The organism is Streptomyces sp. NPDC001852, assembly GCF_042891825.1.
GTDB lineage: Bacteria > Actinomycetota > Actinomycetes > Streptomycetales > Streptomycetaceae > Streptomyces.
This window is the reverse complement of sequence record NZ_JBIATN010000003.1, coordinates 411,732-423,465: the sequence shown is the minus strand read 5'-3', so window position 1 is coordinate 423,465 and position 11,734 is coordinate 411,732. Positions and strand designations below refer to the sequence as shown.

11 protein-coding genes and 1 pseudogene are annotated in these 11,734 nt (G+C 72.2%); 5 read left to right on the top strand and 7 right to left on the bottom strand.

Annotation, left to right across the window (positions count from 1 at the left end; translation table 11 throughout):
• Nucleotides 1-8: 8 nt before the first annotated feature.
• From ACFYZB_RS07305 to ACFYZB_RS07295, 3 genes are all read right to left on the bottom strand, one after another.
• The gene (locus tag ACFYZB_RS07305; protein WP_388755373.1) at nt 9-1,523 is read right to left on the bottom strand and encodes an MFS transporter; all 1,515 of its coding nucleotides are present in this window, start codon (nt 1,521-1,523) and stop codon (nt 9-11) included.
• Between the two features lie 89 nt (nt 1,524-1,612).
• Nucleotides 1,613-2,584 carry a zinc-binding dehydrogenase gene (locus ACFYZB_RS07300; RefSeq protein WP_388755369.1) on the bottom strand — a complete coding sequence of 324 codons (972 nt, stop codon included), beginning with the start codon at nt 2,582-2,584 and terminating at the stop codon, nt 1,613-1,615.
• Nucleotides 2,585-2,651: 67 nt separating this feature from the next.
• Nucleotides 2,652-3,836, bottom strand: a complete 1,185-nt coding sequence (locus ACFYZB_RS07295; RefSeq protein ID WP_388755366.1) for an NAD(P)-binding protein — start codon at nt 3,834-3,836, stop codon at nt 2,652-2,654.
• 174 nt (nt 3,837-4,010) lie between these two features.
• Here ACFYZB_RS07295 and ACFYZB_RS07290 point away from each other — a divergent pair, with 174 nt between their 5' ends.
• Nucleotides 4,011-4,700 carry a pentapeptide repeat-containing protein gene (locus ACFYZB_RS07290; RefSeq protein ID WP_388755363.1) on the top strand — a complete coding sequence of 230 codons (690 nt, stop codon included), beginning with the start codon at nt 4,011-4,013 and terminating at the stop codon, nt 4,698-4,700.
• A 24-nt stretch (nt 4,701-4,724) separates the two neighbouring features.
• On the opposite strand, the gene ACFYZB_RS07285 is transcribed toward ACFYZB_RS07290, so the two are convergent.
• The gene (locus ACFYZB_RS07285) at nt 4,725-5,225 is read right to left on the bottom strand and encodes a hypothetical protein (protein WP_351214150.1); all 501 of its coding nucleotides are present in this window, start codon (nt 5,223-5,225) and stop codon (nt 4,725-4,727) included.
• Between the two features lie 78 nt (nt 5,226-5,303).
• On the opposite strand from ACFYZB_RS07285, the gene ACFYZB_RS07280 reads away from it, so the two are divergent.
• Nucleotides 5,304-6,695: a M1 family metallopeptidase gene (locus tag ACFYZB_RS07280; RefSeq protein WP_388755359.1), complete on the top strand. Its 1,392-nt coding sequence runs from the start codon at nt 5,304-5,306 to the stop codon at nt 6,693-6,695.
• Between the two features lie 40 nt (nt 6,696-6,735).
• On the opposite strand, the pseudogene ACFYZB_RS07275 reads toward ACFYZB_RS07280, so the two are convergent.
• Nucleotides 6,736-6,843: pseudogene (locus ACFYZB_RS07275) on the bottom strand (DNA mismatch repair protein MutT); the annotation flags it as partial.
• 83 nt (nt 6,844-6,926) lie between these two features.
• Nucleotides 6,927-7,502, bottom strand: a complete 576-nt coding sequence (locus ACFYZB_RS07270; RefSeq protein ID WP_351029214.1) for a TerD family protein — start codon at nt 7,500-7,502, stop codon at nt 6,927-6,929.
• 156 nt (nt 7,503-7,658) lie between these two features.
• On the opposite strand from ACFYZB_RS07270, the gene arfB reads away from it, so the two are divergent.
• Nucleotides 7,659-8,096, top strand: a complete 438-nt coding sequence (arfB, locus tag ACFYZB_RS07265; RefSeq protein WP_388755356.1) for an alternative ribosome rescue aminoacyl-tRNA hydrolase ArfB — start codon at nt 7,659-7,661, stop codon at nt 8,094-8,096.
• Nucleotides 8,097-8,228: 132 nt separating this feature from the next.
• Nucleotides 8,229-9,089, top strand: a complete 861-nt coding sequence (locus ACFYZB_RS07260) for a sigma-70 family RNA polymerase sigma factor (protein WP_388755353.1) — start codon at nt 8,229-8,231, stop codon at nt 9,087-9,089.
• Between the two features lie 55 nt (nt 9,090-9,144).
• On the opposite strand, the gene ACFYZB_RS07255 is transcribed toward ACFYZB_RS07260, so the two are convergent.
• Nucleotides 9,145-9,717: a flavin reductase family protein gene (locus ACFYZB_RS07255; protein ID WP_351214140.1), complete on the bottom strand. Its 573-nt coding sequence runs from the start codon at nt 9,715-9,717 to the stop codon at nt 9,145-9,147.
• A gap of 336 nt (nt 9,718-10,053) precedes the next feature.
• Between ACFYZB_RS07255 and cdgB the strand changes: the two genes are divergently transcribed.
• Nucleotides 10,054-11,712 carry a diguanylate cyclase CdgB gene (cdgB, locus tag ACFYZB_RS07250; protein ID WP_388755350.1) on the top strand — a complete coding sequence of 553 codons (1,659 nt, stop codon included), beginning with the start codon at nt 10,054-10,056 and terminating at the stop codon, nt 11,710-11,712.
• Nucleotides 11,713-11,734: the final 22 nt, after the last annotated feature.

The window sequence follows — 11,734 nt, the reverse complement described above, 5'->3', positions numbered from 1 at the left end:
CGGCGGGGTCAGGTCACTGATTCGGGCACCGGGGCGTCGGCCGGTGCCGCGTGTTTCGGGGCCCTGGCCGTGACCATCAGGCCGGCGGTCAGGCCTGCCAGGAGCATCACGCCGGCCGCCCACCAGATGGCGATGGTGTAGCCGTGCACGACGCCGGCCGGCACCACGAGGGCCTTGGGCGCGCCGGTGCGCAGGCGGGCGGTGATGTAGGCGGCGCTGCTGGTGGTGGCGATGGTGTTGAGCAGGGCCGTACCGATCGAACCACCCACCTGTTGTGAGGTGTTGACGGTCGCGGAGGTGACGCCGGCGTCGCGGGCGGCGACACCGGAGGTCGCGGTGGCGAACACGGGCATGAAGGTCAGGCCCATGCCGAGGCCCATCAGGAGCAGGGCGGGCAGGATGTCGGTGGTGTAAGAGGAGTGGACCGTCATGCGGGTGAGGAGCGTCATGCCGCCCGCCGCGAGGACCATGCCGGGGGTCATGAGCATGCGCGGGGCCACCCGGTGCAGCAGCCGGGCGGAGATCTGCGTGGAGCCGGTGATGATCGCCGCGGTGAGGGGCAGATAGGCCAGGCCCGTCCGGACCGGCGAGTAGCCGAGGACGGTCTGCAGGTAGTAGGTCATGAACAGGAACAGGCCGAACATGCCGATCGTCGCGAGCATCATGGTCAGGAAGCAGCCGGCGCGGTTGCGGTCCTTGATGATGTGCAGCGGGAGCAGGGGGCTCGGGGCGCGGTTCTGCCACCACACGAACGCGGTGAGCAGGGCCGCGCCGGCCGTGAAGAGGGCGAGGACCAGGGGGTCGGACCAGCCGCGGGGCTGGGCCTCGCTGAAGCCGTAGACGATCGCGACGAGGCCGCCGCAGCCCAGCAGCACGCCGGGCACGTCGAGGCGGGCCTCGCGGTGGCCGGGGCGGTCGTGCAGGAGGGCGAAGGCGCCGAGGACGGCGAGGACGGCGATGGGCACGTTGACGTACAGGCACCAGCGCCAGTTGAGGTACTGGGTGAGCAGGCCGCCGACGATGAACCCGATCGCCGAGCCGCTGCCGGCGAGGGCGCCGTAGATGCCGAAGGCCTTGCCGCGTTCGCGGGGGTCGGTGAAGGTCGTGGTCAGCAGGGAGAGCGCGGAGGGGGCGAGGACGGCGGCGAAGGCGCCCTGCAGCGCGCGTGCGCCGAAGAGCATGCCGGAGCTGGTGGCGGCACCGCCGAACGCGGAGGCCACGGCGAAGCCGATGAGTCCGATGACGAAGGTGCGTTTGCGTCCGACGAGGTCGGCGACCCGGCCGCCGAGCAGGAGGAGACCGCCGAAGGCGAGGGTGTAGGCGGTGATCACCCACTGTCGGTTGCCGTCGGACATGTGCAGGGCGCGCTGGGCGGAGGGGAGGGCGATGTTCACGATCGTCGCGTCCAGGACGACCATCAGCTGGGCGAGGGCGATGACGACGAGGCCCCACCAGCGGTGCGGATCGGTCCCCTCGGGAGCCTGTCGAGGGGGCTCGGCTTCACTCGTTCGGCCGATACTCATCTGGCCAGAAGACCACGAAACAGGGCGTATTGCACCCGTGTGTGCGTTCCGGCTGTTCGGGGCTTCCTGCATGGTTTTCCGCGGGCGTTTCATGGTTCCAGTACCACCTTTCCGATCGTGTCGCGGTTCTCGAGCGCGCGGTGGGCGGCGGCCGCCCGGGCGAGGGGGAAGCGGGTGACGGCGGGGCGCAGCCGGCCGTGGGCGGCTTCGGCGAGCGCGCGCAGTTCGAGGGCGCGCAGGCCGCCCGCCCTGCGGAGCATGTCGGGGCCGAGCACGGACCGGGAGACGCCCTCGACGAAGTGGCCCGTGCCCTCTGCGATGCCTTCCGCCGACCAGCCGAAGACCAGGTGCCGCCCGCCGGGCCCGAGGAGGGCCACGGCCTGCCGGGCCGCCTCGCCGCCGACGCCGTCGTAGACGATCGAGGCCGGCCTGGCCCCGAGGTCGGCCCGGACCTTCGCGGGCCAGGCGGTGTCGGTGTAGTCGACGGCGAGATCGGCGCCGTTCGCCCGGACGCGGGCGGTCTTCGCGGCGCCGCCCGCGAGTCCGACGACGGTGGCGCCGGCGTTCTTGGCGTACTGCACGAGCAGGGTGCCGATCCCTCCGGCGGCGGCGGGTACGACGACCACGTCGTCCGGCCCCGGCTCGGCGAACTGCACGATCCCCAGCGCCGTACGCCCCGTGCCGATCATGGCGACGGCCGAGGCGAAGTCCAGGTTCCGCGGGATCTCGTGCACGCGGTCGACGTCGGCGACGGCGAGTTCGGCGTACCCTCCGGGCGCGAAGCCGAGGTGGGCCACGACCCGCCTGCCCAGCCACAGCCCGTCGACGCCGTCGCCGAGCGCGTCCACGACCCCCGCGACCTCGCGGCCCGGCACGGTCGGCAGGGCGGGCCGCTCGGGCAGCGGGCCCCGGTGCCCGGCGCGCAGGGCGGTGTCGAGCAGGTGCACCCCGGCCGCGGCGACCGCGATCCGCAGTCGACCCGGGCCGGGGACCGGAGCGGCCACCTGCTCGTAACTGAGGTTCTCGGCGGGACCGAAGGCGTACAGACGGACGGCGTGCATGGGTGACCTCCAGGAGAACGGTTGGCTCATCGGGCCCGTCGGGCCTTCCGGGTCCCACGCTCCGGCCTCAAGCGCGCTTGAGGTCAAGGACGGGCCGGCCGAGGATCAGGGACACCGCGCTGACCGCGCTGTTGAAGGACACCTCCGACAGCACACCCGGCGCCGCCACCTGGTCACCGGCGAGGTAGACCCCGTCGCCGCGGTCCACGGCCGGCCGGTCCCGCCAGCTGCTCCCCGGCAGGTCCAGGGCCCCCGTACGGCCGTCCGCGACGGCCGCCCGCCGCCAGGTCAGCCGCTCCCGCCAGCCCGGGAAGCCCAGGTCGAGGAGGTCCTCGGCGCGGGCGACACCGTCGGCGCGGGACTCACCCGGCCCGATCGGGACCTGCCCCTGGATCAGCTGCTCACCCGCCGGGGCGAGGGACGGGTCCGGCGCCGTGCACCGCTCCAGCCAGCCGGTCGAGTCGAGGTCGGAGAGGACGAAGGGGTCGCCGCGCCGGGCGCGTACGGCGAGGTCGAGCAGGACGGTACGGCCGCTCGGCCAGGTCAGTGAGTCGTCACCGAGCAGCCGCCGGGCGGCGGCCAGCGAGGTGGCGACGACCAGGGGGGTGTCGGTGGGCGGTGTGTCGACACGGGACAGCGTCTCGACCCGTACGCCCAGGTTCCAGGCCCGTGCCGCCATCCGGTCGATCAGGGATCCCCAGCCGCCGACCGGGTAGTGCGCCTCCGGCGGCAGCTTGGTGGCCCGGCGCAGCCGTTCCTGCACGAACGCGGCGGACAGGGCGCCGGGGTCGTGGTGGAACAGGGCCACGGCCGCGTAGTTGGCCGCGGCGCGGGCGCCCTCCTCGCCGGCCATACCGGTCGCCCAGCTCAGGAAGTCGGCGTCGACGGGCGCCCGCCGGACGCCGGGGCGCAGCAGCTTGAGCATCCCGAAGGGCGGGGTGCGGCGCAGCGCGCCGTGGTGGCGCAGCCGCAGCCGGGCGGCCTCCAGGGCCGGGATCGGGGCGAGCGGGCCGATCAGGTTCCGCTGCCTGAGCCAGGTCCAGTGCGGGCCGCCGTTGTAGAGGGCGTGCGGGCCCTCGTTGGTGCGGTACGGCCCCTCGGCGGTACGGGCCCGGCCGCCCAGGGTGTGGTGGGCCTCGTACACGGTGACCTCGGCGCCCGCCTCGGCGGCGGTGATCGCGGCGGTGAGTCCGGCGAAGCCGCCGCCGATGACGGTGATGCGGGGCTTGGGGCGGTGCAGGGGGTGGTGCATGGGGTGGGCCCTCCCTCGGATCGGGACACCTGGTTCGTGCGTGCGGCTGCCGGCCCGTGACGTGAGGACGACTACCGCTCCGTGAAGAGGACTGATGGGCGGGGCCGAATGTGACATCGCCCGGGTTTTCCCAGGCCAGGGGGGATTGTCAGTGGTGGGGTGCAGCATGGGGGCATGGCGAGGAGAGCGACGGGCGGCCGTGCGGCGGGCCGGGCAGGGGTGAAGGGTGCGCGACGGCCGGAGCTGCGGCTGCCACCCCTTCGGCCGTGGCCGGACGGGGAGTTGGCGCCGGACGGGGACTACGACGGGCTGGACTTCCAGGACGCCGACCTGACCGGGCAGGACGGCGTGGGCGCCCGGTTCATGGACTGCGCACTGACCGGCTGCGTGCTGGACGGTACGGCGCTGGGCCGGGCCAGAGTGCTGGACTCGGTCCTGACCGGGGTGCGCGGTGTGGGCACGCATCTCGCCGAGTCCACGTTCCGGGACGTCGAGCTGATCGACGCCCGGCTGGGCGGCACGCAGCTGCACGGCGCCGTGCTGGAGCGGGTCGTGGTCCGCGGCGGCAAGATCGACTACCTCAATCTGCGCGAGTCCCGTCTGAAGGACGTCGTCTTCGAGTCCTGCGTCCTGGTCGAGCCGGACTTCGCGGGCGCGACCCTGGAGCGGGTGGAGTTCGTCGACTGCGCGCTGAGAGAGGCCGACTTCGGCAGCGCGACACTCCAGGACGTGGACCTGCGCGGGGCGGCTCCACTGGAGATCGTGCGGGGGCTGGACCGGCTGTCGGGGGCGGTGATCAGCACCGGGCAACTGCTGGATCTGGCGCCGGTGCTGGCGGCGGAGCTGGGGATCCGCGTGGAGTAGCCCTACGGCACCGGGGGAGGCGGTCTACGACAGTCGGGGGAAGCGGGCCTGCAGTGTCCAGATCGCCGGGTTCTCCGCCAGGTCCTCGTGGAGGTCGGTGAGGTCCGCGATCAGGTCGTGCAGGAAGTCACGGGCCTCGCGGCGCAGTTCGGAGTGGGAGAAGGTGAGCGGTGCCTCCTCGGCCGGCATCCAGTCGGCCTCGATGTCCACCCAGCCGAAACGGCGCTCGAACAGCATCCGGTCGGTCGACTCGGTGAAGTCCAGCTCCGCGCGCTGCGGCCGGGCGGCGCGGGAGCCCATCGGGTCCCGGTCCAGCCGCTCCACGATGTCGCACAGCGCCCACGCGAAGTCCAGTACCGGTACCCATCCCCAGGCTGTGGACAGCTCCCGGTCCGTCTTCGTGTCCGCGAGATACACGTCACCGCAGAACAGGTCGTGCCGCAGCGCGTGGACGTCCGCGCGGCGGTAGTCGGTCTGCGGGGGGTCCGGGAACCGGTTGGAGAGGGCGTATCCGATGTCGAGCACGTGAGAGATGGTGTCACGCCCCGGCGGGGGCCCGACGACACTCGGATCACTCGAACACCGGCACTTAAGATCGCTGACATGTCCAGATCCGTACGCCCTGTGCCGGCCGCAGCGGCCCTGCTCGCCCTCGCCCTCACCGCCACCGCGTGCGACGGCGGTGTGCACGGCACCCCGGGCGGCTCCGGCGTACGCGACCCCTACTTCCCGAAGGCCGGCAACGGCGGCTACGACGTCGGGCACTACGACCTCACCCTCGACTACACCCCCGCCACCCGCCGTCTCACCGGGACGGCGGTCATCACCGCCCGCGCCACCCAGGACCTGTCCGCCTTCGACCTCGACCTCGTCGGGCTGCACGTCGACTCGGTCGACGTCGAGGGCAGGCCGGCCCTCTTCAACCGGGCCGGCCAGGAACTCACCGTCCGCCCGCACGACGATCTGAGCAGGGGCGAGACCTTCCGCACCACGGTCCGCTACTCGGGCACCCCGCAGACCCTCACCGACCCCGACGGCTCGAAGGAGGGCTGGCTGCCCACCGCCGACGGCGCCCTGGCCCTCGGCGAACCCGTCGGCTCCATGGCCTGGTTCCCGGGCAACGACCACCCCTCCGACAAGGCCTCCTACGACATCACCGTCACCGTCCCCGAGGGCCTCCAGGCCGTCTCCAACGGCGAGTTGGCGGGCCGGTCCACCAAGGGCGGCCGTACGAGCTGGCACTGGCACACCGCGCAGCCCATGGCGAGCTACCTCGCCACCGTCGCCGTCGGCCACTTCGACCTCACCCGCAGCACCGGCCCGCACGGACTGCCGATCCTCACCGCCGTCGACCCCACCCAGGCGAAGGCGAGCGAGAAGGTGCTCGCGCAGCTCCCCGGCATCATCAGGTGGGAGGAGATCAACTTCGGGCCGTACCCCTTCTCCTCCACCGGGGCGATCGTCGACCGCCCCGACGACGCCGGCTACGCCCTGGAGACCCAGACCCGGCCCGTCTTCCCCGGCGCCCCGGACACCGGCACCCTCGTGCACGAACTCGCCCACCAGTGGTACGGCGACTCGGTCACCCCGAAGTCGTGGCAGGACATGTGGCTCAACGAGGCCTTCGCCACCTACGCGGAGTGGCTCTACTGGGAGGACCACGGCGGCGAGAGCGCCCAGCAGACCTTCATGGACTACTACAACGGAGACGACAAGAGCATCTGGGCCTACCCGCCCGCGAAGCCGTCGAGCGCCGCCCACATCTCCGAAAGCCCGGTCTACCAGCGCGGCGCCATGGTCCTGCAGAAGATCCGGCAGAAGGTCGGCGACGACGCCTTCTACGACATCGTCCAGGGCTGGGTCACCGACCATCGAGGCGGCAACGTGAGCACCGCCGACTTCACCGCGTACGTGGAGAAGAAGGCGCCGCACAAGGACTTCACCGGGATCTGGAAGGACTGGCTGTACGGAGACGGCAAGCCGGCCCGTCCGTGACGCCGGCTCGGCTGCCGCGGCCAGTTCTCGCCGCGTCCACCATGCGCGTGAAGTCGTGTTCCCAGGTGCACAGCAGCGGGCCCGGCTCCAGGTCGGTCCAGCCGGTCTCCTCGGCCGGCTCGCGCAGGGCGCCCTCGCTCGGGGCCTCCGGCCGGGGCCGGCAGCGGCGGGAGGCCGCCGCTCACCACGACCGGAGGCTCCACGAGCGGCCGGAGCCCGGCGCGGCGTCCGTCAGACGTTGACGCCGAAGTCCTTGGCGATGCCGACCAGGCCCGAGGCGTAACCCTGGCCGACCGCGCGGAACTTCCACTCCGCGCCGTTGCGGTACAGCTCGCCGAAGACCATCGCCGTCTCGGTGGCGGCGTCCTCGGAGAGGTCGTAGCGGGCGATCTCGGCGCCGCCGGCCTGGTTGACGATGCGGATGTAGGCGTTGCGAACCTGGCCGAAGTTCTGGCCGCGGTTCTCGGCGTCGTAGATGGAGACCGGGAAGACGACCTTGTCGATGTCGGCCGGGAGCGCGGCCAGGTTGACGTTGATCGCCTCGTCGTCGCCCTCGCCCTGGCCGGTGGTGTTGTCGCCGGTGTGGACGATGGAGTTGTCCGGGGTCTGCTTGTTGTTGAAGAAGACGAAGTGCGCGTCCGAGTAGACCTTGCCCTGCGCGTTCACCGCGATCGCGGAGGCGTCCAGGTCGAAGTCCGTGCCGGTGGTGGTGCGGACGTCCCAGCCGAGGCCCACGGTGACGGCGGTCAGGCCCGGAGCCTCCTTGGTGAGCGAGACGTTGCCACCCTTGGACAGGCTTACAGCCATGTTGGGAGTCCCTTCCCTTGGATATGTGTGGTGCAGTGCCGTTGAAGCTACCGTCACCGGGAAGAACGTCGAGGGGGGTCCCCGCGGTTCCGGATCCCTTTACCTTTTTTACCAAGTCGGAAATCCAGGTGACGTGAGCCCGGTGCGACCGGGAACATGGAACGCATGTCTGGTCCTTACGTCATCCGTGGCTCCGTCTCGCTGCCCGAGGCCGAGCTGATGTGGCGTTTCTCCAGGTCGTCCGGGCCCGGCGGGCAGCACGTCAACACCAGTGACACGCAGGTGGAGCTGCGCTTCGACCTCGCCCGCACCGAGGCGCTGCCCCCGGTCTGGAAGGAGCGGGCACTGCAGCGGCTGGCGGGCCGCCTCGTCGACGGCGTGGTGACCGTACGGGCCTCCGAGCACCGCTCCCAGTGGCGCAACCGCGAGGCCGCCGCCGTACGCCTCGCCGCCCTCCTCGCGGAGGTCTGCGCGCCCCCGCCCAAGCCGCGCAGACCGACCCGGATCCCGCGCGGCATCAATGAACGCCGGCTGCGGGAGAAGAAGCAGCGCTCGGAGCGGAAGCGGGGCCGCTCGGGCCGGGACTGGGCGTGAGCCCGGCGGGCGCGGGACGGCGCCCCTCACCCGCACGGCCTGCCGGGTGCCGCCGCGCCGTCACATCCGGGGCCCGCCGTTCGTCAGTGGGGTAGCGGACCAACCAGGGCGACGGAGAGGCCGGGGACCCCGATGAGCGACAACGAGCAGCACCACCGCGACGACGCGTTTCTCGCCGAGCGGTTCGAGGCGTACCGGGGGCATCTGCGGGCCGTCGCCTACCGGATGCTGGGCTCGGCCGCGGAGGCCGAGGACGCCGTGCAGGAGGCGTGGTTCCGGCTGAGCCGGTCCGACACGCGTGAGGTGGGCAACCTCGGGGGCTGGCTGACGACCGTCGTCGGACGGGTCTGCCTCGACATGCTCCGCTCCCGGCGCTCGCGGGGCGAGGAGCCCCTGGACACCTGGCGTCCCGGCGCCTCCGCCGAGCCGGACCCCGCGCAGGACGCGGTGCTCGCGGACTCGGTCGGGGTGGCGCTGCTGGTCGTCCTCGACACCCTGTCGCCGGCCGAGCGGCTGGCGTTCGTGCTGCACGATCTGTTCGGGGTGCCGTTCGAGGAGGTCGGCGGGATCCTCGGGCGCAGCCCGGCCGCGGCACGGCAGCTGGCCAGCCGGGCGCGGCGCCGGGTGCGGGGCGCCGAGGCGCCGGAGGCCGACCTGGTACGGCAGCGCGAGGTGGTCGACGCGTTCCTGGCGGCCGCGCGGGAGGGGGACTTCGACGGCCTGCTGGAGGTGCTCGACCCAGACGTGGTGGCGCGCGGCGAGGCGGGTGTGACCGCCGGCGCGGTGAGGGTCGCCTCCGGCGCGAAGAGCTTCGCCCATCTGGCCCGCGTGGCGCGTCCCGCGCTGGTCGACGGGGCGACGGCACTGGTCGTGTACGCCGACGGTCGCCTGGAGCGGGTCCTGACGTTCACCTTCGTCGCCGACCGCATCACCTCCATCGACGTCGTGACGAACCCGGAGGACCTGTCCGAGCTGACCGTCGAACCGGCGTAGCGGGGCGGTCGTCGGGGCCGGCCGGGGTGGGTTCGCCCGCCCCGGCTGTCGGAGTTCAGCCCAACTGCCGGTACCTGCCGCGGAAGTACAGCAGCGGGCCGCCCTCCGCGCTCGGGACGTGCGCGGTCAGGACACGGCCGATGACGAGGGTGTGGTCGCCGGCCGTCACCCGCTGCTCGGTGCGGCACTCCAGCGTGGCCAGCGCGCCGCCCACCAGCGGGGCGCCGGTGGCCTCGCCGCGGACGTAGGGGATGTCCTCGAAGAGCAGACGGTCGCTGATGCGGCCCTTCATGGCGAAGCGGCCCGCGATGTGCCGCTGGCTCTCGGTGAGGACCGACACCGCCCACAGGGGCTGTTCGTCGAGCAGGTCGTCCATGCGGGCGCCCGTACGCAGACTGACCAGGACCAACGGCGGGTCGAGGGAGACGGACATGAACGCGGTGGCGGTCATGCCGACGTCCTCCGTGCCCGGCGCGCCCGGGTCGTCCGGGTCCAGCGGCGGCTCCTGCGCGGTCACCAGGACCACTCCGGCGGCCAGTCGGGACATCGCGGCCCGGAACTCGTCGTTGCTCACCCCCTCAGCATGCCCGGAAGCGGCGGGAGCGGTGGGTGAGGGAGTCTTCAGCACGCCGGAAACGCTAGTCTGCGCCCCGCACGGGCCGCATCGGGCCTCCGGCCGAGCCGGGTCCTAGGACCAACGGAGGACCACTGTGCGCGTCATGTGAACCGACCCCAAAACCTTGCGTTCAGTAAACACACGGGGAAAACGCAGAAACTCCACTCAATTGTTCATGTTCATCTGTGACTTGAGTCACAAGGGCCAGGAATTGTTGACCCTGTGTACCGAGTGGGCAGCGCGCTGTGATTCAGTGGCTGGGAAACTGGAACGCACCGTAAGAGGCACCCTTAAGTAGCGCCGAAGACAACCCTTGATTCGCTGCGAGGTCTCGGGGGGAGGGCGAGCATGGAGACCGAGTCGGAGCCGTATGTCCGTCTTGCGTCCCTGCGACAGCTGCACCAGGTCATGGCCGACATGAACACGGCACGCAGCCTGGCGGACACACTGCAGACCGTCGCCGACGGCGCCGTGGGCGCCCTCGGGTACGAGATGGCGTGCGTGAATCTCGTACGCCCCGACGGCGATCTCGTCGTCGCCGCCTTCTCCGGCAACTCCGCCGCCGAGGCCCTGATCACCGGCCGGGTCGGCTCCCGCGAGTCCTGGGACCGGCGGCTGACCATGGGCGAGCGCTGGGGCGACCTGGTCTTCATACCGCACACCGAGGGCTGGGTCCTCGACGACGACGACGTCCCCCAGTGGTACACGGACGGCCCCGCACCTCGCTTCGAGGACGAGTGGCACCCCTCCGACCGCCTCTTCGCCCCCATGTACACCCCGGGCGGGCAGGGCGGCTCCTGCGGTGAGCTGCTCGGGGTCATCTCCGTCGACCGGCCGCGCAACGGCCGCCACCCCGGCGCCTGGGGCCGCGAGGCCCTGCAGATGTACGCCTTCCAGGCCGCCATCGCGATCAGCAACGCCCGGCTGCGCGCCAACATGCAGCGCGCCCTGGTCCGCCTGGAGCGCGAGCAGCAGGCCCTGCGGGCGAGTGAGGAATCCTTCAGGCAGGCCTTCGAGTACGCCCCCTCCGGCATGGCCATCGCCGAGATGGGCGGCGACCAGCACGGCCGCATCCTGCGCACCAACGACGCCCTGTGCCGGCTCCTCGGCCGCCCCGCGTCCGCGATGCGCCGCTACTCCTTCTCCGACCTCGTCCACCCCGAGGACATCGGCACGCTGCTGCGGACCTCGGCGGAGGGCGGCCGCGCGGAACTGCGCCTGGGCCGCCGCGACGGCACCTACGTCTGGGTGTCCCTGCGCAACTCCGTCGTCGCCGACGCCGCCGACGGCCCCCGGTTCCTCCTCACCCACGTCGAGGACATAGAGGAACGCAAGCGCCGCGAGCTGCAGCTCGCCCACCGCGCCTCCCACGACTCGCTCACCGGCCTGCCGAACTCCGCCGAGCTGCGCTCCCGGCTGTCCGCGCGGCTGTGCCGGCGCCCGGCCCACGCCGGTGAGCTGGAGTCCCTGGACGCGGCCTACGGCCACCCCGCCTTCGACACCACCGTGGTGACCCACGGCTTCGACTTCCGGCCGGGCGCCGAGGCGTACGACACCTTCGACCACCACGTCCACACCGTCGCCCCCGAGGACGGCCGGGACGACGGCACCAAGGGCCTCGCGGTCCTCTTCTGCGACCTCGACGGCTTCAAGTCGATCAACGACCGCTTCGGGCACAACGCGGGCGACGCGGTGCTCATCGAGGTCGCCCGCAGGCTCACCAGGGGCGTACGGGACGGCGACACGGTGGCCCGACTCGGCGGCGACGAGTTCGTGATCCTCGCCGACGGCCTCGGCCGGGCCGACGCCCAGGACCTCGCCGTACGGCTGCGCAACGAGATCATCCAGCCGATCCGGGCCGAGGGCAGGGCCGTCCGGGTGGGCGCGAGCTTCGGTATCGGGTGGGCGCACTGCGGCATGACGGCGGACGAAGTGTTGAAGTCAGCCGACGAGCGTATGTACGTAGAGAAACGATCTCGTCCCAAACAGCACCGACGCGCCGGGTGATTCCCAGGTCAGCGAGTTGATG